Here is a 26,304-nt window from a genome sequence, read left to right on the forward strand (position 1 = left end):
CTATTAGCCAAAAAAAGAAAAATTATGGAATCGTTAAAAGGAAAGATCGCATTGGTAACAGGGGCTGGAAAAGGTATCGGACGTGCAATAGCATTAGGCCTTGCCCATGAGGGTGCGAGCGTCGGGTCCATCGTGCTTCATCACGACTTGGCCCTTTCTGTTAATAATGAGAGTGGTCGGCAAGGTTCCGTTGTACATACTTTCAGGGAGGGTACTCGCCTGCTGATAAACCTCAAACGGGTAGTTCTTCTTCTGCATAAACGCTACCGCTTTTGGCAGATCGGCATCGGCATCAACCATGGCAAAGATCACATCCTCTTTATTTTTCAGCTTGTTCTGTAAGGCCTGAATTGAGGGCTTCTCGGCGATGCAGAGCGGGCACCAGGTCGCCACTGCTTCCCGCTCCCACTAGTGCGAAAGATGGCGTTGGATACTATTAATGAACAGATTCCTCATCTCATTCAATTACTTAAAAGCGCTTAGCCGAAGCTTAAACCCTTGGGAAGTGGTGTTATTTTGCCCTCTTAAAAAACACTCGTAAAAGGGTGTAGCCAATAACACCCGCACATACCGAGGCCAGCAGGATAGAAAACTTTGCTTCCGTTTGCAATTCAGCCTGGCTGTACGATAGCATAGCCATGAAAATAGACATCGTGAAACCAATACCCGCAATTACCCCAAGCGCAGCAATCTGAATCCACAGGGTATTTTTAGGAAGTGTACTCAAACCTGTTTTGACCGACACCCATGACATGATTACGATCCCAATGGGTTTACCAAGTAAAAGGCCAAAAATGATACCCAAGCCCATATTGCTGGTCAAACCATCTACCATACCACTTTCAAACCGGATATTCGTGTTAGCAAGTGCAAAAAGTGGCATGATTATAAAATTAACAGGTCGGGTTAATGCATGCTCTAATTTTTCGAGTGGTGATTCCGTTTCGTCGGGTGTGGTGGGAATAGTAAGGGCCGTAAGTACTCCGGCAATGGTAGCATGGACGCCAGAATGGTGGATAAAATACCACATGAATAATCCCGGAATGAGATAGAACCCGTAATTCATTACCTTCATTCGATTCATCACTAGCAATAAAGCAAAAACGGCACCTGCATAGGCCAGGTAATCCAGATGGATTTCTGAGGAATAGAATATTGCTATAACCAGAATCGCCCCCAGGTCGTCGACAATTGCCAGGGCTGTTAAGAAGATCTTCAGGGCCAGCGGTACCCGGTCGCCCAGCAGCGATAAAATTGCAATTGCAAATGCAATATCGGTGGCCATTGGGATCCCCCATCCGCCGGAAGTTGGCGTATTGTTATTGAATAAACCAAATATCAGTGCCGGCACAAGCATACCGCCAAGGGCAGCAAATACTGGAAGTGCTGCCTGCTTTGCAGTTGACAGCTCACCCTCAACGAGCTCTCTTTTAATCTCCAGACCCACAAGGAGGAAAAAGATCGCCATCAGACCGTCATTAATCCACAATAACACAGGATAACGCAGGGTCACATTCCCAAATTCACGCCCCAGTTCCATTGCTAACAGGTCCTCAAACCCTTTACCGGCACCAGTATTGGCAATGATCAAACTAATTACGACACACACCAACAGTATGATCCCACCCGCTGATTTTGAAGAAAAGAAATCCTTGAAAGGAGTTATATTAATTTTGACCATATACAAAATTAGAAACAGCGAAAATACAAATTTCGAACTGACAGCGTTTCCATTTTACCTTTCACCCCTCCAGTACTGTTGGTTATTGTAAAATTTCCTGAACCAACTGTACAATCTCCGGCAATCCCGATTGTGCCTGCTTGGGAAAACGTCCTGTTGCCGCCTGTACCGTATCAAGCTTTCGCAGCCCTCGACCGGGTTCGCAGAATGCAAAAAAGTTCTGGCCCTAACTTTTATAAACAGCTTAGATGTAACTGCCGATTGTTAATAAGCCATTGCTTGTTTCTGCAACTCATATTTGTGTGGTAATCCTCTGCAACTTAGCAGTATCCACCGCCCAGGCACTTTTCGAAGTAAAGCTCCGAACATGGATTATGAATCGAAATTATTATTCTACACCATCCCGAGTGGCTGGGGTAATTCAACAATAAACTTAGCACCTTCTTTATCGGATTTAATGTTAAGTATACCTCCCAGGCCATTAATGAGATGTTTTACGAGTGCAAGGCCAAAGCCATATCCTGGTTCACCGTTTGTACCCTTGGTACTGGCTGACGTACCAGTAAGTATATCATCAATCTGAGCTTGCGTCAATCCAGCTCCGGTGTCACTTATTATGATCTTGAGAGTGCTCCTGGCACCCGTAATTAAGGCAAGGCTTGCTCCCACCTTACCATGCATCGGTGTAAACTTTATTGCGTTAGAAATAAGGTTACCAATAATCTGCAGCAATTTATTCTTAGAAAATGGTATATCTGCTGTTGCAGGGCTAATGCTTACAGTGAATGAAACACCTTTAGCCGTGGCTTGAGGAAGATAAAGTTTTTCCAGTTTCTCTTTTAAGATCATCAGGTTTAACTCATCTCCTTTAATTTTAATTTTCGGCTGTTTCTTTTCCGAACTTAAAATTTCATCTGCCAGTTCCAGAATGGATTTACCGCTTTTATAAATGAGATTGATAAATTGTAAAACCTCATCCATCTTATTTTCTTTGCCCTGCTCACTTATAATTTGGGCAAGACCGATTATCCCTCCTATAGGTCCCCGGATGTCATGTACTACTTTATTCTTAGTGTCAGTAGCCTCCCTGACCTGGTTTCTGAGAGAGTCAATAATCTTAAAAGTATTAAGCCTGTTTATGATCTCATCAGCTATTATTTCGAGTAATTCGGCTTTTTCGGGGTCCAATATCTTTGGACTTCTGTCCATAACACATAAAGCACCTAAATTGTGCCCATTCGACTTCAGCGGTATCCCATAATAATATCTCAGCTGCAAGTGATTGGTTACATAGAATTTGTTTTTGAAACGCTCATCTTCGTTAAGGTTAACTATCTCAAAATGCTTGTCCTTAGAGATGGTATACTGGCACACGGACTCCTCACGGGGCATCTGATCTACATCCAAACCATGACTCGAAATTGTCCATTGGGTATAAGAATCAATCAGGTTTACAAGGGATATTTCCGTGCCAGCAACGCTTGCAGCTAATTTCGCAAGGTCGTTAAACTGATCATTAAAGTTGGAGTAATCGAGATTGAAATCCGACAGATCTAAAATTCGTTGCAATTCATTTGCCGGAATTGGATTTAAGTTATTCATAATGATCAGATATGGTAAATTGTGCAAATAAATAGTCGGCCAAGCTAAATAAATAAATTAGGCAAGAAGAAGCACAGAACTGCCTAATTTGTTCGCAAACTTGACATAATCCGGTACGACTTAATCAAGTAAAAACAATTTAGATCAAATTTGTATTGCAGGTGTGATTAGTTCAATGGTTTGTAACTTCCGATCACACGATTCTCCAAAAATGGTAAAAGTAAACTCTGATATGGTTTTTGATTTGGAATTCTTCTTTGAGATATCACCGGATTTGCTGTGTATTTACGGATTTGACGGATATTTCAAAAAAATTAACCCGGCGGTGTCTAAAACATTGGGTTACGATAACACTGAATTGTTCTCAAGCCAGGTAAGCTCATTTGTGCACCCTGAAGACCTGCTTTTAAGCAATCATAAGATGGAGACACTTATCGACGGGCACTCGCTGTTAAATTTCGAAAACCGTTATCTTCATAAAGATGGTTCGGTGGTCTGGCTCTCCTGGACATCTGTACCCATTAAGAAGGACGAGGTGATTTTTGGCATTGCTAAAGACATTACCTATAAGAAACAACTCGAAGAATATGATCGGATATCTTCAGTTTTGGGTATGATTAATGACGATCATCACAAGCGATTTAAAAAAATCGTTAAAAACGATATCCCCAAAAATCTAAGCATAAACGGAATAGGGAATATTAAACGTGTAAAAGACGAACCAACATACTCTGATCAATTTTGGCTAAACCAGTTTGAAGCTGCAGTTCGCAAACACGCCGGAAAAATAGATCTGAACCTGGAATTAATAAGTGGTGAACTCGCTTTGAGCCAGCGACAGCTGTTCCGCCGGGTTAACCTGATACTGGGCATTACGCCCAACAAATTAGTTAGGGTCATCCGTTTGCAACTTGCCTGGGAAGCTATTGCTTCCGGGAAATACCGTACCATTAAAGAGATCGCCAACATTGCTGGTTATAGTTCCAGGACTCACTTCAGTAAGCTTTTCCGCGAGGTTTATGGCATTAATGTTTCGGACTTACTTTAGGCATTAAAACCCAAGAAATAGCAGGACTGGAAATTAAAAACATGGGGAAGAGGATACTTATAATTGACGACGACGAGGATATCCTTACGATCTTAAATTTTATTTTTCAAGAAGACGGTTTTGATACTATAGTGTTTAACGGAGGCATCACCGTCGAGCAAATAAAAAATCTGAATCCGGATCTGATCATTCTTGACATCAGGATTGCCGGGTACGAGAAGTCCGGCCCGGAGATCTGTGTGGAAATAAAAAAACAGCAAGATTTAACTAACATCCCGGTACTACTGCTTTCTGCGGAGCTCAATATAGCTTCACTTGCTGATAAATGCGGAGCTGACGGATACATCCCAAAACCCTTCAATATTGACAAGCTGGTTTCAAGAGTGAAAGAATTTATATTTTAGGTGAATATTTGCGGCCATGAGTAATAAACCGGAAAAATCCAGTTCATGGGAAAAGATTAATTTAGGATCAGAAAGACTTAAATTCTTTTTCGTTAGACATTTAGATCGCATTTATGGTGCTAAACAGCACCTGGTAGCAAGGCTGCCCAGCCTTCAGGAAGAGGCTGAATTTTCTGATCTGAAACAGGCTATCTCCGAAACAGTGGCAGATGTGGAAAAACAGATAGCCAGAATGGAGGTCATTTACACCTTGTTAGACGCTGAAGTATCAAAGGGGAGCATACATGGTCTGACAGGCCTGGTCGATGATGCATTCGAAGCTATTAATGAGCAAAATGGAGAACCCGAACTCCGTGACCTTAGTATCATCTTTTACCTGCAAAATATAGAAAGTCTTGAAATGGCTTCCTTCCAAATTCTGCAAATGGCAGCTATCAAATTAAAAAACAAACAGGTAAGCCAATTGCTTAAAGAGAATTATGATGAAGCAAAGGCTGACCGGACTTTGTTATTATTAATCTCGTCAAAATATATCACCACGTGAACTCAGGTTAAGCTTCCTGAAGATTAAAATCCCATACCTGGGTCGCCCTTCATGGCGCTGGGCTGTTTATTCTGGGATTTGGCCTCTGAATTCCGTTTTGTTCAATGAAAGCCCTCCCTCAGCTGCAGCCTTGTCTTTGAGCATCTGGAAAGAAAAATAGCAAAGCCGCGAATAATACTTCGTGAAAATTTGATCAAATGACTCAGTAGCCTGTTTAGATTTTATTTCCATGGGGTCAAATTCAATTCAATATAGTAAAAGTTCTTCCTATTCTTATCGAAAAGTAAACTGTTTAGAAAAACACCTTAAATACGTGCATTTTATCAGCGTAGTGGTATTTCACCTCCCAACCATTTGCCAGGCAAATCTGCTTAACTATCGACAGGCCCAATCCATTCCCCTTATTGCTATCGGTACCCTTACCAAAGCGGGCAAATAGTTGTCCCTCAGGAAAAGTAAGGGCTTCGCCACCATTTTCGAAAGTCATAGCTGCGTCGGTCAGTGAGATTTTTACCTGTGTTCCCTGACCAGCATGGGCCACGATGTTTGAGAGCAGGTTCGAGATCAGAACTTCCAGGAGAAACAGGCTCGAATAAACCTCTTTGTAAGTTATTTGCCGTTCCAGCTGCAGTCCCTTAAACGAAAACAGGTCTTCCGCACGGTCAATCTGCTCATTCAGAAGCGCACTCAGATCAACCTTTTTCTTGTCCGGAAAGTCGTTGTTCTCCAGCTTGGCCAGTAACAGCAAACTTTTATTGACTTTACTAAGCCTGCTTGTTGCTTCCTTGGCGTTCACCACGTAGCCCGCAATTTCTGGCTGCAGCTCAAACTGACTGATCGACTCCAGTCCCGACTGAATAATGCTTAGGGGCGTCTGTATTTCATGCGATGCATTGGCAGTGAACTCTTTTAATGCGATGTATTCAGCACGGGCTTTTTCTGCCAGCTCAATCAGCACCGTATTCATCTCTTCAAACTCATGGATATTTGAACGGTCGAGTGTCAGCTGCTCAGTGGACGAGACGGAATACGATTTCAGTCGCTGGAGGTTGGTTAAAAATGGCTGCCAGATCTTACGGTTGACAAAATAGTTCATCACAGAACCGCAGATAATTAGGAGCAGCGCCATAATGATAAAAATGTAGATAATGGCTTTTGAATATCCATCGATGCCGATATGGCTTGTCATCACACGGATCCGGTATTCCTGGCCTTTAATGATATAATTATCGGTCAGGTAATAATATCCTTCTGTTTTCTGCTGCAGCTGATCGAAAATCAGTGTGTCTCTGAAGATCCTGGGCTGGTCCAACATCGGACTGTCATCGCTGATAATCTGAATCATCGGGGAATTTACCGGCCTACCTGCTTCAATCTCGTGCACAATCGCCGCAGCCTGCATTTCCAGCTGCTCCTCAATCTCTACCGAAACCTCCCGCTGCAGGAGGAACAAGAGCATAATGCCCGTGATGACGATGATAATGATACTGAGCCAGAATTGATTCAGGCTGGTTTTTGTTAGCAGCTTCATTCCAGGGCAAATTTATAACCCATCCCATAAACGGATTTGACATAATCTTTCCCGGATACGTTAATAAGCTTTTTGCGAAGATTCTTTATATGTGCGTAGAGGGTATCAAAATTGTCAAACTGGTCGACATGATCGCCCCAGAGGTGTTCGGCGATGGAGGATTTACTGAGAACACGATTCTTATTGACCACGAAATAAACCAGCAGTTCAAACTCCTTGCGCGTCAGCGGCAGCGCCTTTTGATCAAAAAACAATTGCTTCGATTCAGGATCGATCGTAAAATCGTCAAACACCACCTTGCTGGATCCCTTTAGCACCTTTCTGCGGTATAGGGCATTGATCCTCGCATTCAGCTCCTCGACATAAAAAGGTTTGGTCAGGTAGTCATCTGCCCCCATGTTTAAGCCGTTAAGTTTATCCTGTAGCGAATCCCTCGCCGAGAGGATCAGTATGCCGGTTTCCAGATGCTGGGTGCGTATATCCCGTATCAGGTCAATCCCATTACCATCCGGCAGGGTAATGTCCAGCACCACGATATCATAGACGTAACTATTTACTTTTTCAGCAGCGTCCGCGAAATTCGCTGCATGCTCGCAGGTGTAATTGAGCGACCTGAAATACAATTGCATCTCCTGCAGCAGAACGGGTTCATCTTCAACGAAAAGTAACTTCATCATTTTTTACACCTGCCCAAAGATATTACCTAAAGCGGGATCAATGCGGCGATACCCAAATTACCATTTTGAAAGGTAGGAGTTGCTACAAAATTCAAGCCTTTGGTTTTTATGATCTTATTCTTAATATATGGATAGGCAAAATAGGTAAATCTCGAGCTCAGAATCCCTACTCCTGCACCAGCAAGCACGTCGCTGAACCAATGCTTGTTATTCATCATCCGCAAGGCGCCGGTTGTTCCCGCCATGGTATAACCCGCCACGCCGTACCAGGGAGACACATCTTTAAATTCCTGCCGCATAAATTCCGCTGCAACGAATGCGGTCGCAGTATGCCCGGAAGGAAATGATCGCCGGTCGTCTCCCGACGGACGTAGTTTCGCGGTGTGTTCCTTGAGGAAATTTACCGAAAGGCCCATTAAGGTGTTCGAAATAAAGTAAATAGCGGTTCGGTCTACCAGGTTGTGCCGGCTTTTAACGCCTACCATGTTTAGGGCGTACACCGCTGCTACCGGTGCATACTGCAGTTTATCATCGAAATGGGTTGAAAAATGGGGCATTTCCTCCAGGAGTTCATGCCGGATGTGCTTATCGGCTTGCTTTGTTAGTCCCTGGTCCAGCGACGTAAAACCATAACTCACCAATACCGCCGGAGCAAGTATCCGGCCCCAGGCGCGGAACTTAGCATGCGACTTTTGCCGGACCAGGCTAGAATCCTTTGTTTCAATAGAATCGATTTCTGCGGATAGACCGCGCAGGCTGCTCAGTAATAGCAGCACCAGCAAAACCCTGTTCATAGCACTCAGTTAAAGAACTGAAACTATCACACGATTTTGAAGAAATTCTGAATTCAGAAAATTTTACTTTTTAGCCCGGTTATCGACTGCCAGGCAGCGCATACGCTCCATATTAATGGCTTTGAACTGTTGCAATATATCCTTCCCGTAATCGGTAAAGTACTCGTGGTGCTCGAGCATGGAACAGTTAATACGCGCCCACTGCGGATCAGTGTATTTATTTTTAAAATAGATCTCTAACTCCGAACGAAGGGCAATTTCATAGCAGTGGTAATCCGGTTTGGTAAAATGATAGAGGTCCGCATCACACAATATGCGCGCTTCCATGGTATGTGGTTTCTGCGGGTATCGGGTAGCTTCGATACAATCCTGGACCTGTTTTATGAAACTCTCCCCGTAATCCTGCTCAGTTAAAAACTCAGCGGCAATTTCTTTACTAAAGTTTTCATGTCCGGTATAAGCCCTGGCATAGCCGCAATCATGGAACCAGGCAGCAACCTGAATAATACGAAGCTGCTCTTCGCTCAGCTCCACCTGCCCAGATATTTCCTTGGCTGCATGAACAACTTCAAGGGTATGATTCACATTGTGGAACGATAGATTTTCAGGCAAATTTTCCGTCAGGAATTTGAGCACAAAACTCTGAACTGCTGGTATTAATTTTTCCGTTGCTAGCATAAAATTGCCTCTGTTTAAAATTTGTAACTGTATCCCAGGCGGATCACCTGGGTTTCATAATAGTCGGTACTATTGAAATTGAATCCGTTACCCACAATCTTTCTTTTTATCCGGAGCGTATTAAAAAGATCGCTCCCATTGGCAAACAACTCCCCCTTGCCTTGCTGGATCTGTTTCTTTATACCCGCATCAACCGAGAAACGGGACTCGATCCTGCCCTGCGGAATGATATCCGGGGCGAGATAAACCATTGCAATTTGCAGATCAGCCTGGCCGGGAAGTTTGAACATATTGTTCAGCTTTATGTTGCCCGATGTGATCTGCTGCTCAGCCATGGTATAGGTAGTCGGAACCGGGTAACGGTTTTCAATGGTAAATGCATCAATTTTATTGCGATACAGGGCAGCGCTGGTATTGAAGTTCCACCAGGAATTGAGTTGCTGCTGTAGCGACAGTTCCCCCCCTGTATTGGCGCTACTGCCCGCATTTTGGAAAATATTATAGATAATAGTATTTCCGGGAACGATTGTACCGATACGGGTTATCGTAGCTTCAGTTGCTGTATGGTAGAGCGCGGTATACAGGCTCCCGCCGCTCCAGCTCCGTTTATTTCCAAGCTCAAAGCGGTCGGTAAACTGAGGCCGCAGAGTGGGGTTCCCAACCTTCAGCACTTCAGGTTCATCATATTTAGGAAAGATCCGGATGTCCACTTCGTTCGGACGATCGACCCGCCGGTTATAGAATACTGATAGCTTATTATTATCGCTCAGCTTGTATCCAAATCGCAGGTTCGGAAATGGCTGCGCATAATCATAGCCATCACTTTTATAGGTGTTATGATTCGGGTTAACGTCATAGTCAACCTTTACATATTCCAGTCGGATCCCCGCCTCAATTTCTACCTTCCTGCTTTCAAAAATATAATTGCCGTACAAGGCAGGTATAGTTTCCTTATAATCTGCCCAGCCGCCCGCATTCGCGTCAAGGGGTGAGTTCAGTCCCCGAAAGAACTGCATATTGGTCGGAATGGTCCTGCGCCTGAACTTCAGTCCGGTTTCAAACCGGCCATGCTTCATGGGTTTGATATAATCCAGGTTGAGGTCGGCAACATGCTCATCAGAGAGGAGCTTAAACGAATCATTCCCGGTGAACGAAGGCATGATATTGGTGAAGAAATATTTCTCGTCTTCACGGTGGAAAGTGTAGTTGAATCCGGCATTGAGCAAGTGCCCGGGCTGTGTAAACTTATGCTGGAACAGAGCAGAGCCGGTTGCTGTATATTTCACCTCATCCTCCAGGAATTGCCATAGGCGCATACGCTGACTCAGGTCCCCATTAAAATAAGGCGTGTCACCTTTGTCGATGATCTTCTCCCGGTTAAAAAACCCGGATAGGGTGAAACTGTTATGTTCATCCGGATTCCAGTCCACACCGGTCTTAATCGTCGAAAACGTGGTCGTGCGATTCCGTTTAACCTGCTGCCTGATAAGCTCCCCGCTGCTGTATCTGCGTTCCCCAAACTCATTCCGGTTCAGTGTCTGCGTGTATAGCCAGTCGGCCTGCATAAAGGTGTTCAGCTTGTTTTTCCGGTAGTTAAGGGAAAGAGAAGGGTTCAGCTTGGGCGTCGACTGGAATTGGGGGCGTATGCCCGGTAAATTCTCCTGCCTCACCCAAAGTGCGCCCAGGCCCGAAGTAAGTCCTAGTTTACCATTCCAACCTTCCTGCCGGTTCTTTTTATAGATGATGTTGATGATGCCTGCATTACCGTTCGCATCGAACTTCGCGGAAGGATTGTTGATGATCTCTATCCGCTCGATAGCAGAAGCCGGAATATTATCCAGGCCCGTCTGACTCCCGAAGCCCGTGATAGCATTTTGCTTGCCGTCAATCAGTACAGCGACCTTATCATTGCCGCGTAACTGCACCTTGCCGTCCTGCAGGGTCACGCCAGGAAGATTCTGCATGGCCTGCAAAACAGAGCCGCCCGACTGGCTGACATTATTTTCAAGGGTAAAAACCTTTTTATCCATCTTATCTGATACCCCGTCTTCAACACTCGCAGTCACCACGACCTCGCCCAGCACCCGTGTATCCTGCTGCAGCTCGATAGTCCCCAGGTCCAGAAAAGGACTCAGGCTGCCAACAAGTTGCTCGGTACGATACAGGCGGTAACCTATATAACTCACTTCGAGCAGATATCTTCCAGGCTTAATTCCCGAAAAGGTAAATCGTCCATCTTCATTGCTGATGGTACCCTGAGCCAGACTGCTGTCGCCAGGATTTTTAAGCAGCAGATTAACGTAGGGCAGGCTGCTTTTGTCCTTCGCATCTTTTACCTGCCCGGAGATAGTCACCAAACTACTCTGGCCAAACGAAACGGATACCGAGAATAGAAGGAGCAAAAATGGTAGAACAATGTTTTTCATAGCAAACCAATTCTTTTGTTGACAGGTGACAGTATTGAAAGCTCAAAACTGAAAGTATCTAAACGCTGTGTTATCCGTCCAGACTTAAAACTTAATATAGTTGAAAGTTGAAAGTTGAAAGCTCCTAAACGCTGTGCTATACGTCCAGACAAAAAACTTAATACCTAAAACCTACGACTTACAACGTAAAACCTACAACGTAAAGGTCCGGCCTGATTCCGAAGAAATTCTGAAGATTAAGAAAGAGCACACCTTCAGCAAAGAGATATACTAGTTTGCCTCATGCCGCGTGACTGATGCCTGGAGATAAAAATAGCTTAGTATAAATAGGAAAATGATTCCCAAAAACACGCTTGCCAGCACATCTGTAAACCAGTGGGCGCCAAGATAAATCCTCGAGAATGGTATCGCGAGGATCATCACGGAACAAAAGCTGATCAGTGCGATTCGTATACGCCGACTAAATAATTTCAAATGGTACAGTAATACGATCATGAAACCAAAAAATATGATGTAAAACAGCACGTGCCCGCTCGGAAAACTCTGATGCCTTGCGTTCTCTATGATCCTGACCAGATCTTTTGTGGGCCGCGGCCGGTTGATCAGGATCTTTAAGAAGTGGCTAACTACCCCTGAAAACAGAGTTAATACCGTAAATACACCTCCCTTTTAAGCCCGGTGAGTGTTAATATAAGTGCAATAGCCAGGACCATCACAATTGACTCAGGCAATGAACCCGGCCAGCTTATTCCCTTCATGATAAAATCCAGGACGGGGTACTGATGTTCCTGCACTTCCTCCGAGAATTTAAGGTCGATAAAGGATACGGGGAAAAACGCTATGATTATACTCAGGCAAATGAAGCCCAATAATATTCCCCCAAGTACATAAAACAGGATCCGTTTTTTCCTTAATTCCATCAAAGCACAATTTGCATCGGGCAAAGTATTGGGAGATTCTGAATAATTTCTGAAGCCGCTCGACTGTCGGATCGCTGCGATTCGATCGCTATGCCAAATCCCGCTTAAAGGATTCCAGATAGTCAATAATGAATTTCGCAACCTGTTCCTTTTCGGCGATGGTAAGAATAACCCCGTCCTACATCCAGTAACCCTGCGTATCAATTAAGATCCGGCCAAGTAATCGGGCTTGTTAGTGCTACCCTTCCTTCAAGGGGAGCTGTCCGCCCGAGGCGGAGCCGATAGTTATCGGCTGAGGGGTCAAAAAACCTTAAGCTGCGAAGTAGCAGATAAATATTAGATTGCCCGGGTAATCGAAACCCCTCCTACTTCTGTTGCGATAAATAAGTCACCAAAGAAGCAAATTCTTCCAACGACAATGAATTCGCCAAACCGGCCGGCATCATCGAATTTTCCATCTCCTTACGACTGACTATTTCACTTGCTGGAATGGTTCGTACTCCCCCGGCGATATCTCTCAATGTTAAGGACTGCACCGACTGGGCAGTCACAAATCCCATGAAATTCCTTCCGGCTTTGGTAGTGATCATAACCGTCGCAAATCCCTGAGATATTGAAGCATTAGGCTTTAAAATCGACTCGGCAATCTGTTCGGGATTCATGATCGAGCCGATCTGCCCCATGAACGGACCCTTAAGCGGTTCGGAAGCACTTGTGCTGTGACATGCCTGGCAGCCTTGTCTCAGAAAAACTGCCTTGCCCAGATCCACATTGCCCTTGATTTTAGGTAAGGCCAGCATCACATCTTCAATCGATGTACTTCCAATCTGGCCTTTCTTCATTTTGATGGCTTCCAGGTCAATGCTTTGTTCCGATGTGACTGTGGTTTCCTGGCTGCCGAACTCGCTGATCCCCATTTGATGCTTATCATTAAGACGGGTAAAAAACAGCTTGTCTGCGGCGCTCGAACTATTCCATGCTGTCACGAGCGTCTGCCGTATTAAGGGCGAGGATTCCCACTCAACAGGATTATAATACGGTCCGTGACCATCCGGCCGGGTGCTCCACCAATATTCTCCGGCATAAGGTGCTTCCTTCTTATAGAGCCTTGACAGGGTACTCAAGATCTCTTTCTTTAAAGCCGGATCGGCAGATTTTCGGTAAGCCTCGATTAAACCCTGCACCGCTTTTGGATGATGCATGTAGCGGAGCGCCCACAGTGCCAAAACAGAGTTCTTTGTGCCTATGGCATCGATCGCTTCATCGAAAGCATTTAAGCCGACCAGCGCACGTACGGCTAAATGCGCATTAATTAATGCAGAATTTGGTGTTGCGTGCGGTCCTTCTGCAGCGCCGTCGGGTGCACGAAATGATGGTGGTACCCTTACGTCAAGCAAAGCCTTACTTAATTCCGGCCGACCAAGACGACCGATCGCGACTATCGCTGCCGACTGAACACGCGGAGACTTACTGCGTAAAGCAGACAAAAACAGTTCCGCTGGAACCTTGCTGACATTACCTTTCCGGTCGGCCAGCGCACGCAGCGCAAACTCTCCTAACTTTTCGTCGGCAACGAGGCTAAGCAGCTTTTGTGTTGAGTTCTTACCCGCAGCCTGTGCATAGGTAAATATTCCCGCTACCCGCACATCCAGAGGCAGGTTTTTGTCGGCAGCAATTTTCCATGCAGCAGCAGCGGCTTTTGCAGGAGAACGCTTTAGCATTTCATGTTGAGCATTCAATCGCCCAACGGCACTTTGCGATTTTAACAGAGCCGTTAAAACCTCGAAAGAAGCTTTCCTGAGATCCGGAAAGGGCTTGTAGGTCCAGTCTTTCGGCACGGCCCGAACAATAAATCCTTTGTCAGGGCTACCGGAATAACCCGCACCGTCCCAAGCTGAAAGATACAAGCGCCCTGAGCCATCAACATCCAGGTCGGTAATCTGGGCTAACTTGATGAAATCCTCGTTCTCCTGCCGGAAGCTCGGACCGTCCGCTGTGACGCGGTGTATGTATAAGGTGCTCGTGCCCCAATCAGCCATTAAAGGAACTTTATTGTATTTTTCAGGCCAGCTTGCCTCGTCCATAAATAAGGAGCCCGTTCCCGAACCCCCGCCCAGATCGGCGAGTGCTGGTACAATCTCCTCAGTAAAATGCTTAAACAACAACGGGTAGCCGTACTCGGCGGTTTGTATATGGTGACTGAAGCGAATATTCCATCCCCCGCCATCATTGGTATTGTCGCGCGTAAAGATGTTCATGAAGGGATCGATCGCTACGTCGTATATGTTGCGTAATCCATGAGTATAAACCTCCATTTCGGTCCCGTCCGGCCGCACTCTTACAATACCTCCGCCCAGCATGGTTAACTTCTTCCCCGACCGATCAACAGCATCATGAAAGCCAAAATCGCCAACAGCGATGTAGATCCAGCCATCGATACCCATCCGAATTCCATTGGTTGCATGATCGGTCCCGCGGCTTTGCAGGAATTTAGGCGAACTGAGTCCGCGTATCAGCGCCTCGGCCTTTCCATCGGCTATCCCATCCCCGTTCTTATCCGTAAAGACGGCCAGATCCATGCCTGTAGCCAGTTTTGTTTCTTCCGAAAAGGTAGTGTACAGCACAAAAACCTGGTTGCCCAGGGCTAGGATTCCCCGTGGATTATCAACGGCGGCAAATTCTGTGTGGCTGTCCACTTTCCCGTCATTATTGCTGTCCACCAGTTTAATGATACTTCCCTTCCCCGGTGTTTTACCCAGAGATCCGATCTTGTCGACACCCACGAATACCGCGCCGTTTGCATGTACTGCCAGGCAGGCCGGACTCGGAGTCAGATCAGAACCGGCAAAGTGGCTAACCGTTATATCGGACGGCCATTTAGACGCATTGCGCAGGGAATCGGCTGCGGCTTCACCCTTTCTGCTATTGAAATTCTTCCCATTGAAATTATCATAAACCTGATAACCCAACAGCATGAAAAATGAAAAAGAAAGGCTTAATATGAGTTTTAACATAGGATAAATTTATCTATTTAGATCGGAGTGTAGGAAATGTTTTTATTATCCAATTCGGCTTGCGGGCACTCGTCTAAAAACCCATCACTTCAATATCCGCAGATAACGCTCAAAACTCCCCACATAATCCTTATTCTGTTTGGCTATGATCCTGGCGATCTGGGAAATGTGGGTCATATCGTGTGCCACCCAAGTTGCGAGGATCTGGCGGAGGGTGACCGCTCCCATTACGGGGTGCAGGGCTGTTTTGGATAGATCTTCTTCACGCAGCTTGCAATCTTTTAGATACCGGATTGAGTACGAGCGAAGGTCATTGAACTGTTCGAGCAGGTGACGCACCGGGTTGTTTTCAGCCAGCTGAAAATGAGCCTCCATGTTTATGGGGGTGAATACCTGCTGTTCGTCGCCGGCAAGAATGATCTTTGCCCGGGGCAGCCAGTTCGTTTCTTCGCAGACAATAAGGTGTGCAAGGACTTCTTTGGCGTTCCATGTGTTTTCGCCTTCATTTGCATTTATCCATTCGTCACTCAGATTGTGGAAAAGGGACGAAAGTGTTTTGGGTGTGTTGGTCAGGACTTCTGCCCATTTCTTAAAATCCATATATATCGTCTTGGTTTAATTATCACTGAGCGAAGAGAATTCCCTCCCTATTCTTTTTCCGGCTCATCAGTCTTTGAGAACATTTTGGCGTTGTAGTCCCGTGAACCACCCCGGGGAACGGTCAGGCTTGTCCAGTTCTCGGCCGACATCTTGCCGATAAAGACAAGCTGACCAACGTGATAGGCACTGTGAGCCAGTGATCGGTTGATGGCCTCAACTACCGTGTGGGCTTCGTTCCGGATGTAGACGGTCTTCTCCAGGTCATCCTCGTGGAGGGAATTTATTGTCTCCAGCATTAAGGTCCAACCCTCATTCCATTTGTCCAGCACTTCCCTTTTGGTAGTAAGATCATTATCGAACTCCGCATCCCTGTTCCGCCATTCCTTCTCCCCGTCGGAATTCAGAAAGCTCGTCCACCGGCTCAGCATATTTCCCCAGAGATGCTTTACAATCGTAGCCATACTATTGCATTCTGCATTGTACTGCCAGAATAATTTATCCTCCGTAACTTGATCAAATGTTCTTTCCCCCAGACTCTTATAGTTCTCCAGCTGGCTAATTACGCTTTTTAAATAGTTCAATTTCATCGTCTATCGAGTTAAAATAATATCCTAATAAATCCTTTACCCGGCCGCTGCCACTCGTCTGAGGCCGCCTACCCGCTCGTCAAAGTTCCCGTATTCCACCGGATCATGTATTTCCTGAAACAGGTTCATCAAATCTGCCGAATGCCTGAAGCTTCTTTGCGTTTCCAGGTTAAAGTGTACCAGCTTGGCCCACATAACTGCTTTCAGTTTACTTTTGTGCTCGTCCCACATCAAGCCTTCAAACAACAGGCTCGATTCCGAAAACTGGATCAGCCGGGTTTCTATGGTTACCAGTTCCATCCAGCTAGCCGGGTAAAAGTAAGAAACCTGCGTCTGCGCCGACACCCATCCAATATTCTTACCGTAGGCATATTCGGAGGTGTTGAAGTGATAGTGCTCCACAAGCTGTTCCGTCCGGGCAGCCATTATATAATCGATGTACCTGGAGTTGTTCAAGTGATTAAATGGGTCGCAGTCCTGGTACTGGATCCTGACTTTGCTCTCCAGTGTTTTGGCTAAGGGTCTCATATGATTGGATTATTTTCTAAACAAAAAATGTCACCTAATTTATACCGTACGGTATATTCCTATTCAAAAAAAAAAACTATACCCTCAGGCTAATGATCAGCTTTTCGAGGTACGACATGGCTATCCGTAACTCAACCGGACTTCCGCTTGCCTTGGCCTGCATGATTGCCCCTTCTATCAGCGACATTAAGATCACTGAAACTTCCGTGGCGTTGGTATCGGCCTTAATTTCTCCGCGCGCTATCCCCCTCTTAATTTGATTTTCCAATGCCTTTTTCCAGAAGTCCAGTGCCCTCGCTGCCCGCTCCCTTAATTGAGGATGCGTATCATCCGCTTCCGTCGCGGTGTTTAAAATCGGGCAGCCCGCTTTAAGCAGGGGTATGGTCAGAAAATCACGGTAAACTTCGGGGTAGACTAGTAAACGTTCTATTGAGTTTTCCTTTGCGAGTATTCTTACCTTAACGTAATCCGTGATTCGCTCGAAATTATAGTCGAAGGCCGCCAACGCTACTTCATCCTTGTTTTCGAAGTTGCCATAGATGCTCCCTTTGGTCAGGCCGGTAATCCTGGTCAGGTCCGTCAGCGTAGTGCCCACGTAACCTTTTTCATTGAAGACGGGGGCTGTGCGCTCGACGATAAATTGCCTGGTACGGTCGGATTTGGAGGTGTCTTTCGTCATTGTAAGACAAAGATATAAAAATATACCGATCGGTATAAAAAAAAGAATATTATCATCACCACTGCCGGGACCCTTGGCGTTGTCTCCACCCAAGGCAAATTACTATGCAAATGATCACTACCGCGAGAACGATCAATACAACAGAGCTACGTGTTGTTATTTCCTTCGAAACCACCCGTGTATTGTTCTTTGATGTTTCTGATGAGGATTGGCTGCTATCTAACGTAGTGTTCTCAGAATCAATCTGGTAATACTTACCATCTACAACGCGGGCAGCAGACCCGGATATTTCAACCCTATGCGCCGTCCCCCTAAACCCATCCTGAAAAATATAGGAAAAGCTATCACGCGGGAAGATAATCACACGATAATCATGCTGACTTGAATCGCTAAAAAGGATTCCTCGCTCGGCAAATGAAGCTTCATCTTTACTAACATGGCTTGACATTTCTACTTCCCTTCGTTCGGTATTCCGGGTGGAGTTCTTTGTCAGGAACTTCCCAACCCCGCACGCTGAAAGCCCGATCGCCACGACCATGAATTCGACTATACGTTTCTTTAGATTTTTCATGATTTTGAGTCTTAATCGTTGATATATCGCGCCACCTGATACACCGATTTGACCAGCCGGCGCTTTCGGTAAACCCCATCTCCTTCCCTGCTGCCAGCGATATTGGTATTGCCTTCCACAGAGATCATCCAGGTGCCGTCCCATTGGTCGATGAAGCCGGTGTGGGATATCCTTCCTTTTTCGGGGAAATAGAGACCGAAGATGTCTCCGGTGGTTGGGGTTGAGGGATTGGGTGGGGGTCTTTTATTTGAAAAGGGGGTGGTTGTCAGTTGCCAGTTATCAGTTGCCAGTCTGGGCGGATATGCACGCGAAGACGTCTGAAATTGGAACTCGGAGCTTGGAGAGGGAAGGTTAAAAGAACGAAATCCACCCCGACCCCCCGCCAGCGGGGGACATGCACAACGCACGGCAGTCGGAATCCAATCGACAGTATTCAGAGAAAGTTCACCCAGTTTAACACCCCCGAGTCTTGATTCTTGATTCTTGATACTTGATACTGGCAAAGAACTCGAAGCCCAGATTACTCTCTTACCGGCAAAAAGATCTGGAGACCAGCCGCTTCGAGGATTATACACACCAGCTTTGCCGAGGCTCCAGCACACAAACGCCGCACACCAGGGATTGCCTTTGCCTAAGCCAACATACTTTAGATACTTCTCAACCTGCGGCCCGGAGTTGGATGGCTTTTCGCGGATGCCGATCTGGGAGGTGTAGATCTGGCGGACACGTTCAACAAGGGGATTGACTTTCATAACTGGAGGGACAGCCGACGAACGAACATTCATCCCGATCATTAGAAAAACAATTGCCGGAAACAGAGCCGGAAGAATGGAGACGTGGTTCCTTACGCCTCCATTTAATGTGCTGTTAATTTTCATAGTTCAGTGATTTATCAGTAATTACTTCTCCGAGGTACTCGCTGTTAGAGTAGCTGCTGCGATCCGGAGAGCGGAATACTATCCAGACCTGCACCATCCCGTGGTCGACTGGTGCTTCTATGCGAATGGTGCAGCCGCCTTGTGCGCGTTGGGCAACCTTTTCAGCAATGAACCAGTTTCCTGTCGTACAGCAACGGATCAGTACCATTAGCTCATCCTCCAAATAGATTGGGTTGGAAGCAACTTCCCAGGTGATATCCAGATTGCACGTTCCCGCTTGATGCTGGAGTGAGCCCATAGCCCAGGGCAAAGTTCCGCGGACCAGGCTTACCTTGGGGTAATCGATAAAGAAGTGCGGGTATTTACCCATCATCGCATTTTTCAAGATCTCCCGGATAAGGAAGTTTGTCCCGATCTGGCGGCGATTGAACAGCTTGTAGCTTTCATTTATAAGTTTCGAGATCGGTGAAATGAAACGCATCGCCTCACCAAACTTTGCCCGTTGAGCCAGTTGCTTAGTTGTCGGTTTCTTTTTGCTTTTGCCGGGTGCCCGGCGAACTAAATTTTTTCCTTTAGTTATGTAATAGACCAGGTTTCCAATCTTACCGGAAACGGGTCCCATGATGCCTGAGTGTAAATGTGCCATATTATTTAAGTTGAAAGTTGATAGTGGACGGTTGACAGTTGACAGTTGACAGTTGACAGTTGACAGTTGACAGACTGGGCGGAGATGCACAGCGAGCTGAGCGTGCTTTCATCTACGAGATAGTTGTAACATTCGCCTGATTTTGGCGTCCCTTTGTCTTGCTTCCCTGCCTGCTGGCGGCTGGTTGGCTCTTGATTCTTGATTCTCGACGGTCCTTGTTCTTTGCTCTTTGTTCTTTGCTCCTGTTCAGAAACTATATAAAAGCCCCCAGTACCTCAATAAACCCGTAAAGAATTACTAAATAAAATCCCAGGTAAACAAGCACCTTCTGCCCGGGTGCGAGGCTCTTAAAATTCCCTTCGAAATGATAATCCGAATAGGTCGCAAACACCGGCCAGATATTTTTAATGATCCACCAGGTTGCAGCTTTGAAGATCAGGATTGCTGAGACTGCAAGAATGATCGCGCTGTAAACCCCGGGGTCTATCGCGGCTGCAGTCATGTCAATCTCCCGAATGAAGTATGGGTAGGATAAGAAGATGATGATGATCACCAGTATGCCTGCGAATTCCTTTCTAAAAGGAAAGTGTGCAGGGAGGAAGTATTTTTGAGTTAGATGCATTTTGTTAAGTTGTAAATTGTACGATATAAGTTGTAGGTATTAGGTTATAAGTCAGGGAAGGCTCTTGGGTGATAAGGGCGCAGCACGAAACCCGTTTTGTCTTTGCGAGCGCAGCGCGGCAATCTCTCTCATCGTCCATTTTAATTGGACAGAAACCCGTCGTTTATTTCCCCCGAGTCTTGATTCTTGATACTTGATTCTTGATACACAAGGCGGGGTTCTTCACCCCGCCGCTGTTAATTACGCCACCACTATCTGCCCCGCATGAATGCTGGTAGAGAAGGTTTTCTTGTCAGGGGTCATAAACCCGATCCAGACCTGAACTTCGTCGCCGGAGAATTCAGCAGGAAGGATGATTGTATCCGTTGCTGCTGATCTCAAAGCTCCGTTGTCGAGGTTGTAGACAAAGACTGATTTGGCCGGGTTGTAAATTAAAACCACTGCTTTATCAGTTGCCTTCGCGGTTCCTGAATCGGAATTGTCTGCCCAGGTGATATCAATCTCACCGGCGGTAGTTGATGCGGCAAGCACACCATACACACCGGTAAGGCTCCCCTTACTGAAGAAGATTTTCGTGTAGTCGATCTCAAAGTCAGGGTATATGCCGGTAATGGCATCAGACATCATTTCGGCAATGGCCACGTTGTAGCCAGTCTTTTTCGTGGCCAGGCTCTTATAGCCGATGTTCACAAGACTGCTAACAGGGCCGAGAAAGCCGTTGACGAGTCCGAATTTCGCCCTGTGGATCAACTGCGCATCTGACGGTGCCTTGCTTGAAGGCCGCGGCAAACTCCGCATATAATCGATCCCGTTCCAGGAGCTTCCAATTACAGTCCCGACCTTGCCGGAAAAGGCTCCTAGTATTCCTTTATTGTATTTTCCCATTGTTTCTAATTTTTAAGGTTTAAAAAAATATGCTGTTGTACATGTACAGCACAAACGTGGGGAGAAATAGACTGGACCTGAAATTTTGAAACGATTTGACACGAATTGACGCGGAATGAAACGGAATGCGACATCTGAAGTCGGAGGTCGGAGGTCTGAGGTCAGAGCGGGGGGTTGGAAATTGGAGAGGTTTTTTTTTGTGGGAATAGGGAAACTAGACTGGAAATGGAGTGCCAAGTACGGGTTGTTTTCGAACGGTGTTGGATACTTGAAAGAATACATAGGAAACAGAAGGAGCGATTTCCTGATTAACTGGCTTTCTCAGACTTCCGACTTCAGACCTCCGACTACAACCTCATGTCAAAATGAAAATTTAACAGCCCTTAAAGCTAGTTTTTGAACCGAAGGGGCATCCCAGACCAAAAAATACCTTTTGTTTGTACCTTCTTCGTCTTTTCTTCGTCTCCAACCGCATTTTAACTAGCGCCAGGGCAATAATAGACAAACAAGGTACGAAGGAGAACACTAGAAGGCGGTTTGGAGAGATCAGCTATGAGAAGCAAGACATGAGCTGCGAGAGTCGAGTTCCAGATCCAATTTACGGCGGACCTTCAATTCAATTGGAGATCACCCTCTTACTTACCTGCATTCCCAACTGTCAACTCTCAACTTTCAACAGTCAACTGTCAACCGTCAACCTCGTCTCTATATTTAAGGTTTCAGCACACCAACGCTGCAAACGACGTACTTAGCTTATTTGAGATACGCGTTGACCTTCGGAAAAATACTCGGTAAGTAGTAATACGTGCGTTTCCCGCGCTGCTCATATATAAATTCCTCGGGATCGCGGATTCTTAAAAGGGTTGATTTGCTAACGCCTAAGATCTTCTGCGCTACAAGGTTGTCTTTCCACATGTCTGGATCAAATTGCAGGGCGAGGTTGTGCTCACGCAAAAGACTTATGATGACCTGCTGGTTGGCCTCCATCTTTTCTAAAACTTGTATGATGCGTTCGTCTTCCACCGTGGAATGATTGAATGCACAAATGTGTTAGAACAGGATAAAAATCTCTAGTTTTTTAGTGACTAAACTAGTCAGATGAGTGACTAAATTAGTTAGGTGCGTGACTGAAATTGATTAAGATTTAACTATCAAATACTTAACATGGATGTTTGCCTCAGGAATTGGAATGAGGACCGGGCCTTCGCTGGAATGATATAGGTTGTTGTGGAAATGGGAGGAATGAGCTGTGGGCCTTAGACCCATCTTTCAGTTCTGATAGTTACTCATCGAAAGCTGTATCCAATTGACGCTCCTAACCAAATATACTGGATCGATCCCGAGTCAAGGTGCGGAGCCCATGTTGCACGGAATAAAAGCCCGTCTTTCAAAGGTTGATACCTGTAACCTAAGTTGAAAAAACCCAAAGGCTTGATCTGATCCGATGTGCCGCTATTCGACAAAGCTATTTGAGGTGTAATTCCTACTCCAGTCTCAATGCCGTGGCGTTGGGCGCCGAAAATGTAGTTAATTGTTACCGGTACTGCGATAAAACGATTAAAATCACTGAATGAATTATCAAACTGCTGACCCAGCCCTAATCCAGCTCTTATGCCCAATCCATCGTTTTTGAAGCGCTGTAATCGCATATCGTAATTTAATGAGAGGAGGCTGTTTCCAAGCGCTTCAGCAAATATTGCTTTCCTGAAACCTTGTTTGTCAGACGGTAGAGGTTCTGCACGTGAATATTTGATTTCTGGCTTTTTTGTTGCATACCGAAGCTGGAGGTCGAGGCCAATATAATTTGAACGGGTTGCAAAGCCCCCATTGTATACCTGGTCATACATCTGAACAAGAAGTGTACCGTCCGAAATCGGCTTTAGGCCCCAGTTTTTCCGTATTCCCAGAACAAGTTGCATCTGGTCGGAAACTCGCCGTTCTATCCCTAAAGCTAAACTTAAATTTGTGTGTAATTGAGGGCTAACCGGGGGCAGACTAAGCCGAAAGTCAGGAGGACCCGCATTGGGATCATTGGGGTTCCATGGTGTTGCGCGGTTGATTGCATATGTTGTTATATCGCTCTCTCGCCCGTTGTTGTATGCTCGTATATTTGGCCTACCGGATAAACGAAATGTATTTTCGCCCCAGCTAAAACGATATATCGCCTGAAATGAAAGGCCGTAGTAGAAATAGTTTTCTCCGTTTGAATTATCAGAAATTATACCAGTACCTTTTTTCGTTCCGAAAGCGTTTGCCGGCGCTTCAAAATAATGATTCCAGTCGACAATACCTAAGTCAATTCCCCCACTAATTCCCCAGTTCTTTTTGAATTGGTGGTTATAGTCAAACCCGGCGTCAAATGAAAAGGTCCGTTCTCCATATATCCGTGCTGGTGATGGATTAACAACTTTAGGATTGGAAATGATATTGGGAGTAAAACGGAGACCTATGGTGTTCTGCGCCGTTCCTGTACCGATCATAACAACAAAATGAATTGCGGACAGAAGTCCGCATCGCATTTGCAAAGAATAGTTCATTTTTATACAGTGTAAATACTCGTACAAAGTCTCCATCTAGAGTACAAGTTGCACCACAAAACTAATGGCGAAGAGAATTCTAGAAATCTCTTTCGCTGAAAGTAATACTGGAGGTCGTTGGCATGATATCTTCCTCACTCTGAATATTCCTGCAAAAACCTGAACATCGGAACTGTTTGCAATGGCGCCTGCATTAAGGAAAATGCCTCAACTGCTCTTAAACTATCTAAAACTAAACCCGATCGAAGCACCAGCCCATTGAGTGTGAAAATTTGCATCGCCCGGCTGGTCATAATAAAAATCATTGTTTTTAAATGTCGGTGTCCAATATAGCCTAAATAACAGGCCATCCTTCAGAGGCTGAAAACGATAACCAATATTGAGATTTGCAAAGGAAGAATTGTTTTCCACATCTGGTGGAGTAGTAGTAGTTAAAAACTGAGCAGTGTAACCTATCCCAGCTTCAAGCCCATGCCGTTTTGGTCCGACGACATAGCTGACTCCAATTGGAAGTGAATAGTACCTGGACGTTTTGGTATAATCAGATTGCACGAAACTCCCGAGGCCAAAACCTGCCCGAAATCCAAGTCCATCGTTATGATGACGCTTTAACCTCATATCGTAATTTATAGATCCAAGCGGGCTACTACCTAACACGTCGATGTAAATTGCCCGCCTAAAGTCCTGATTATCGGACGCAATAGGAGCCAATCTATCATACCCGCTGTTAGGAGCTTTTGTTAAATATCTAAGTTGGAGGTCTAATCCTATGTAACTTGACCGGATGTCGAAACGGCCATCAAATCTCTGCCCATACATGTTGACATACATAGTTCCCTCGGAAATTGGTTTGAAACCCAAATTGTATCGGATTCCGAAAAGGATGTTGGTTCGCTCAGAAACTCTACGTTCTATTGTTAAAGAAGTAGTTAAGTCCACCCTTAATTTACCCTTAGCGGACGGGATACTGACTTCGAAATCGGCAGGATCAATGACTGGATTCCATGGAGCAGTTCTATTAAAAGCATAGTTGGAAACATCGGGTGCCTCATTGCCATAGTATGCTCTAATATTTGGTCCAGATGATAAATGCAAGGTTGAGCGATGTATTTTGAAACGGTAATCGGGAGTTAGAATTAACCCGGTATAAACAAAATTATCGTTAGTGGAGTTGATATAGATCTTCCCAGAACCTGTTCCACTTCCGAAAGCATCTACTGGTGCTATCATTACATGATTGAAGTCGATAAGTCCAATATTCAGCCCAGTGCCAATTGAAAAATTCTTAGTGAGCTCGTGCCTATAATCAACTGCGGCATCAAAAGCAAGTCGTCTCTCGCCATAAATAAGCGCACTCGACGTGTTAGTTACCTTTGGAGAAACGATTTGGCTGGGGGTGATCCGAACACCAAATGAATTCTGACCTTTCGATGTAATAGAAAAACACAAAAGTATTATGGCTGTGAACCAACCATAATACTTGAAGCCATAATACTTAAAATTAAATATAGGCATTGTTAAATATCGACAAAAATGATGTGCATTTATCGGGCAGGGACCTTCATTTTCTGAGGTGAATTGTAAAGGGACAATAGCCGTTGACAGTAAAGGTCGCGTAGGTCTCAGAAGGATTTTTGTTCTGTTTTCATAGTTAGTTGTTTAGGTTTTGAATTAAAGTTACCTATACAATCAAGATGAAAAAGTTACAAACTATGAACTTCCTCTAATTTCAGCACATTGTGTAGACGATCGTCGACTTGCTGTAGATACAAAGCAGGATTATGTTATAAACCACCGGGATAAGGTTCAAAACGACCAAAATGACTTGATGGATGGAAACCCCTACTCTTCATCAATGGTGTACTCCGTATAATACCAAAACACCAAAGCCGCGAATCCAATTAAACAAGCTAGCACCAACTTCGTCACGATAGATGAGATTTGTGCTCCGTCCCAGAACCCCCGTGTCACGTCCCATGCAGCTACAATCAGCAGAATGCGATAAGCTATCACGCCGGGATACGTTAATGAGGAAACGAGCTTAATTTTTTTAGAATGATCCCATCCTTTTGGTTTCAGGGTGCTTTCCGGAATTCCGAGAAATTCCGCTAATTGCGCAATAAACTGATCATCCGGCAAAAATCTGCCCCTTTCGATCCGGGAATATTTGGATTGTGAAATATTCATTTTAAAAGCGACTGCTTCCTGGCTGATACCGGCGAGGATGCGCTTGCGGCGGAGGTTGGCTCCGAAGTTGAAGATTTCCATAATTATTAAGTGGACAGTTGACGGTGGACGGTTGACGGTGCTTTTCTAGCGTACCAAACTTTTCAGTTGAAAGTTAAAAGTGGAAAGTTGAAAGTTGAAAGTGTCTGGCTAAGGTACCATACGTCTACAAGGGAACCGCTAAAATACCGTGGTGAAGTACCTGAGAAGATAGTATGGTGAATAC

At 45.3% G+C, this 26,304-nt stretch carries 26 protein-coding genes and 2 pseudogenes; 4 read left to right on the top strand and 24 right to left on the bottom strand.

The genetic code is table 11. The features are described 5' to 3' along the window. Positions 1-24 precede the first annotated feature (24 nt). A pseudogene (locus B5X60_RS18610) lies at positions 25-183 on the top strand (SDR family NAD(P)-dependent oxidoreductase); the annotation flags it as partial. On the opposite strand, the pseudogene B5X60_RS18615 reads toward B5X60_RS18610, so the two are convergent. The 3 genes and pseudogenes from B5X60_RS18615 to B5X60_RS05635 form a co-directional block, all read right to left on the bottom strand. Next, positions 178-393: pseudogene (locus tag B5X60_RS18615) on the bottom strand (TlpA family protein disulfide reductase); the annotation flags it as partial. The pseudogenes B5X60_RS18610 and B5X60_RS18615 overlap by 6 nt on opposite strands. A 118-nt stretch (positions 394-511) precedes the next feature. Then, positions 512-1,681 (bottom strand): Na+/H+ antiporter NhaA, encoded by a 1,170-nt coding sequence (gene nhaA, locus B5X60_RS05630; protein ID WP_079701632.1) that lies wholly within the window; start codon positions 1,679-1,681, stop codon positions 512-514. Between the two features lie 393 nt (positions 1,682-2,074). Then, positions 2,075-3,283 carry a GAF domain-containing sensor histidine kinase gene (locus B5X60_RS05635; protein WP_079701633.1) on the bottom strand — a complete coding sequence of 403 codons (1,209 nt, stop codon included), beginning with the start codon at positions 3,281-3,283 and terminating at the stop codon, positions 2,075-2,077. 211 nt (positions 3,284-3,494) lie between these two features. Between B5X60_RS05635 and B5X60_RS05640 the strand changes: the two genes are divergently transcribed. Genes B5X60_RS05640 through B5X60_RS05650 form a run of 3 tightly spaced genes read left to right on the top strand, consistent with a single transcriptional unit; the run spans position 3,495 to position 5,279 of the window. Beyond that, positions 3,495-4,331, top strand: coding sequence for a PAS domain S-box protein (locus tag B5X60_RS05640; RefSeq protein WP_079701634.1), 837 nt, complete (start codon positions 3,495-3,497; stop codon positions 4,329-4,331). A gap of 41 nt (positions 4,332-4,372) precedes the next feature. Further along, positions 4,373-4,735: a response regulator gene (locus B5X60_RS05645; protein ID WP_079701635.1), complete on the top strand. Its 363-nt coding sequence runs from the start codon at positions 4,373-4,375 to the stop codon at positions 4,733-4,735. Positions 4,736-4,751: 16 nt separating this feature from the next. After that, complete coding sequence (locus tag B5X60_RS05650) at positions 4,752-5,279, top strand: DUF892 family protein (RefSeq protein ID WP_079701636.1); 528 nt, start codon at positions 4,752-4,754, stop codon at positions 5,277-5,279. A 292-nt stretch (positions 5,280-5,571) separates the two neighbouring features. On the opposite strand, the gene B5X60_RS05655 is transcribed toward B5X60_RS05650, so the two are convergent. The 21 genes from B5X60_RS05655 to B5X60_RS05760 form a co-directional block, all read right to left on the bottom strand. Then, entirely contained in the window at positions 5,572-6,810 is a 1,239-nt protein-coding gene (locus B5X60_RS05655; RefSeq protein ID WP_079701637.1) for a sensor histidine kinase, read from the bottom strand. Further along, positions 6,807-7,487 carry a response regulator transcription factor gene (locus tag B5X60_RS05660; protein WP_245803465.1) on the bottom strand — a complete coding sequence of 227 codons (681 nt, stop codon included), beginning with the start codon at positions 7,485-7,487 and terminating at the stop codon, positions 6,807-6,809. The genes B5X60_RS05655 and B5X60_RS05660 overlap by 4 nt, the downstream gene beginning before the upstream one ends. 26 nt (positions 7,488-7,513) lie before the next feature. Next, positions 7,514-8,281, bottom strand: coding sequence for a phosphatase PAP2 family protein (locus B5X60_RS05665; RefSeq protein ID WP_079701638.1), 768 nt, complete (start codon positions 8,279-8,281; stop codon positions 7,514-7,516). A 63-nt stretch (positions 8,282-8,344) separates the two neighbouring features. After that, positions 8,345-8,959, bottom strand: a complete 615-nt coding sequence (locus B5X60_RS05670; protein ID WP_079701639.1) for an HD domain-containing protein — start codon at positions 8,957-8,959, stop codon at positions 8,345-8,347. 14 nt (positions 8,960-8,973) lie between these two features. Continuing rightward, positions 8,974-11,385: an outer membrane beta-barrel protein gene (locus B5X60_RS05675; protein ID WP_079701640.1), complete on the bottom strand. Its 2,412-nt coding sequence runs from the start codon at positions 11,383-11,385 to the stop codon at positions 8,974-8,976. A 270-nt stretch (positions 11,386-11,655) separates the two neighbouring features. Continuing rightward, the gene (locus tag B5X60_RS18620) at positions 11,656-12,027 is read right to left on the bottom strand and encodes a phosphatase PAP2 family protein (protein WP_079701641.1); all 372 of its coding nucleotides are present in this window, start codon (positions 12,025-12,027) and stop codon (positions 11,656-11,658) included. A 2-nt stretch (positions 12,028-12,029) separates the two neighbouring features. After that, positions 12,030-12,305: a hypothetical protein gene (locus B5X60_RS05685; RefSeq protein WP_079701642.1), complete on the bottom strand. Its 276-nt coding sequence runs from the start codon at positions 12,303-12,305 to the stop codon at positions 12,030-12,032. Between the two features lie 365 nt (positions 12,306-12,670). Next, on the bottom strand, positions 12,671-15,319 hold the full coding sequence (locus tag B5X60_RS05690; RefSeq protein WP_079701643.1) for a DUF7133 domain-containing protein: 2,649 nt from the start codon (positions 15,317-15,319) through the stop codon (positions 12,671-12,673). An 84-nt stretch (positions 15,320-15,403) separates the two neighbouring features. Beyond that, positions 15,404-15,919 carry a DinB family protein gene (locus tag B5X60_RS05695; protein WP_079701644.1) on the bottom strand — a complete coding sequence of 172 codons (516 nt, stop codon included), beginning with the start codon at positions 15,917-15,919 and terminating at the stop codon, positions 15,404-15,406. 47 nt (positions 15,920-15,966) lie between these two features. Beyond that, positions 15,967-16,506 carry a DUF1572 family protein gene (locus B5X60_RS05700; protein ID WP_079701645.1) on the bottom strand — a complete coding sequence of 180 codons (540 nt, stop codon included), beginning with the start codon at positions 16,504-16,506 and terminating at the stop codon, positions 15,967-15,969. Positions 16,507-16,542: 36 nt separating this feature from the next. Beyond that, positions 16,543-17,034: an acyl-CoA thioesterase gene (locus B5X60_RS05705; protein WP_079701646.1), complete on the bottom strand. Its 492-nt coding sequence runs from the start codon at positions 17,032-17,034 to the stop codon at positions 16,543-16,545. A 76-nt stretch (positions 17,035-17,110) separates the two neighbouring features. Continuing rightward, complete coding sequence (locus tag B5X60_RS05710) at positions 17,111-17,713, bottom strand: TetR/AcrR family transcriptional regulator (RefSeq protein WP_079701647.1); 603 nt, start codon at positions 17,711-17,713, stop codon at positions 17,111-17,113. A gap of 55 nt (positions 17,714-17,768) precedes the next feature. Next, positions 17,769-18,284, bottom strand: coding sequence for a hypothetical protein (locus B5X60_RS05715; protein ID WP_079701648.1), 516 nt, complete (start codon positions 18,282-18,284; stop codon positions 17,769-17,771). Between the two features lie 11 nt (positions 18,285-18,295). Next, the gene (locus tag B5X60_RS05720) at positions 18,296-19,162 is read right to left on the bottom strand and encodes a hypothetical protein (protein WP_079701649.1); all 867 of its coding nucleotides are present in this window, start codon (positions 19,160-19,162) and stop codon (positions 18,296-18,298) included. Continuing rightward, positions 19,152-19,808, bottom strand: a complete 657-nt coding sequence (locus tag B5X60_RS05725) for a DUF6266 family protein (RefSeq protein ID WP_139377367.1) — start codon at positions 19,806-19,808, stop codon at positions 19,152-19,154. Before B5X60_RS05725 ends, B5X60_RS05720 begins: the two co-directional genes overlap by 11 nt. Positions 19,809-20,061: 253 nt before the next feature. Then, entirely contained in the window at positions 20,062-20,430 is a 369-nt protein-coding gene (locus B5X60_RS05730; protein WP_079701651.1) for a hypothetical protein, read from the bottom strand. 240 nt (positions 20,431-20,670) lie between these two features. Further along, positions 20,671-21,315, bottom strand: coding sequence for a DUF6266 family protein (locus tag B5X60_RS05735; RefSeq protein WP_079701652.1), 645 nt, complete (start codon positions 21,313-21,315; stop codon positions 20,671-20,673). A 753-nt stretch (positions 21,316-22,068) separates the two neighbouring features. Beyond that, positions 22,069-22,338: a hypothetical protein gene (locus B5X60_RS05745; protein WP_079701654.1), complete on the bottom strand. Its 270-nt coding sequence runs from the start codon at positions 22,336-22,338 to the stop codon at positions 22,069-22,071. A gap of 263 nt (positions 22,339-22,601) precedes the next feature. Then, positions 22,602-23,852, bottom strand: coding sequence for a hypothetical protein (locus B5X60_RS05750; RefSeq protein WP_139377368.1), 1,251 nt, complete (start codon positions 23,850-23,852; stop codon positions 22,602-22,604). Between the two features lie 222 nt (positions 23,853-24,074). Then, entirely contained in the window at positions 24,075-25,367 is a 1,293-nt protein-coding gene (locus tag B5X60_RS05755; protein ID WP_079701656.1) for a hypothetical protein, read from the bottom strand. 327 nt (positions 25,368-25,694) lie between these two features. Then, positions 25,695-26,120: a helix-turn-helix domain-containing protein gene (locus tag B5X60_RS05760; protein WP_079701657.1), complete on the bottom strand. Its 426-nt coding sequence runs from the start codon at positions 26,118-26,120 to the stop codon at positions 25,695-25,697. Between the last annotated feature and the right edge of the window lie 184 nt (positions 26,121-26,304).

The organism is Daejeonella lutea (assembly GCF_900168015.1).
In the GTDB taxonomy this organism is placed as follows: Bacteria; Bacteroidota; Bacteroidia; order Sphingobacteriales; family Sphingobacteriaceae; genus Daejeonella; species Daejeonella lutea.

Bases quoted from the DNA above. Each gene is read 5' to 3' on its own strand.
- B5X60_RS05660 (WP_245803465.1), bottom strand. From the start codon at position 7,487: ATGATGAAGTTACTTTTCGTTGAAGATGAACCCGTTCTGCTGCAGGAG.
- B5X60_RS05675 (WP_079701640.1), bottom strand. From the start codon at position 11,385: ATGAAAAACATTGTTCTACCATTTTTGCTCCTTCTATTCTCGGTATCC.
- B5X60_RS05750 (WP_139377368.1), bottom strand. From the start codon at position 23,852: ATGAACTATTCTTTGCAAATGCGATGCGGACTTCTGTCCGCAATTCAT.
- B5X60_RS05730 (WP_079701651.1), bottom strand. From the start codon at position 20,430: ATGCATCTAACTCAAAAATACTTCCTCCCTGCACACTTTCCTTTTAGA.
- B5X60_RS05665 (WP_079701638.1), bottom strand. From the start codon at position 8,281: ATGAACAGGGTTTTGCTGGTGCTGCTATTACTGAGCAGCCTGCGCGGT.
- B5X60_RS05760 (WP_079701657.1), bottom strand. From the start codon at position 26,120: ATGGAAATCTTCAACTTCGGAGCCAACCTCCGCCGCAAGCGCATCCTC.
- B5X60_RS05670 (WP_079701639.1), bottom strand. From the start codon at position 8,959: ATGCTAGCAACGGAAAAATTAATACCAGCAGTTCAGAGTTTTGTGCTC.
- B5X60_RS05710 (WP_079701647.1), bottom strand. From the start codon at position 17,713: ATGACGAAAGACACCTCCAAATCCGACCGTACCAGGCAATTTATCGTC.
- nhaA (WP_079701632.1), bottom strand. From the start codon at position 1,681: ATGGTCAAAATTAATATAACTCCTTTCAAGGATTTCTTTTCTTCAAAA.
- B5X60_RS05655 (WP_079701637.1), bottom strand. From the start codon at position 6,810: ATGAAGCTGCTAACAAAAACCAGCCTGAATCAATTCTGGCTCAGTATC.
- B5X60_RS05640 (WP_079701634.1), top strand. From the start codon at position 3,495: ATGGTAAAAGTAAACTCTGATATGGTTTTTGATTTGGAATTCTTCTTT.
- B5X60_RS05695 (WP_079701644.1), bottom strand. From the start codon at position 15,919: ATGGATTTTAAGAAATGGGCAGAAGTCCTGACCAACACACCCAAAACA.
- B5X60_RS05650 (WP_079701636.1), top strand. From the start codon at position 4,752: ATGAGTAATAAACCGGAAAAATCCAGTTCATGGGAAAAGATTAATTTA.
- B5X60_RS05755 (WP_079701656.1), bottom strand. From the start codon at position 25,367: ATGCCTATATTTAATTTTAAGTATTATGGCTTCAAGTATTATGGTTGG.
- B5X60_RS05715 (WP_079701648.1), bottom strand. From the start codon at position 18,284: ATGAAAAATCTAAAGAAACGTATAGTCGAATTCATGGTCGTGGCGATC.
- B5X60_RS05635 (WP_079701633.1), bottom strand. From the start codon at position 3,283: ATGAATAACTTAAATCCAATTCCGGCAAATGAATTGCAACGAATTTTA.
- B5X60_RS05705 (WP_079701646.1), bottom strand. From the start codon at position 17,034: ATGAGACCCTTAGCCAAAACACTGGAGAGCAAAGTCAGGATCCAGTAC.
- B5X60_RS05690 (WP_079701643.1), bottom strand. From the start codon at position 15,319: ATGTTAAAACTCATATTAAGCCTTTCTTTTTCATTTTTCATGCTGTTG.
- B5X60_RS05645 (WP_079701635.1), top strand. From the start codon at position 4,373: ATGGGGAAGAGGATACTTATAATTGACGACGACGAGGATATCCTTACG.
- B5X60_RS05725 (WP_139377367.1), bottom strand. From the start codon at position 19,808: ATGGCACATTTACACTCAGGCATCATGGGACCCGTTTCCGGTAAGATT.
- B5X60_RS05720 (WP_079701649.1), bottom strand. From the start codon at position 19,162: ATGAAAATTAACAGCACATTAAATGGAGGCGTAAGGAACCACGTCTCC.
- B5X60_RS05685 (WP_079701642.1), bottom strand. From the start codon at position 12,305: ATGGAATTAAGGAAAAAACGGATCCTGTTTTATGTACTTGGGGGAATA.
- B5X60_RS05700 (WP_079701645.1), bottom strand. From the start codon at position 16,506: ATGAAATTGAACTATTTAAAAAGCGTAATTAGCCAGCTGGAGAACTAT.
- B5X60_RS05735 (WP_079701652.1), bottom strand. From the start codon at position 21,315: ATGGGAAAATACAATAAAGGAATACTAGGAGCCTTTTCCGGCAAGGTC.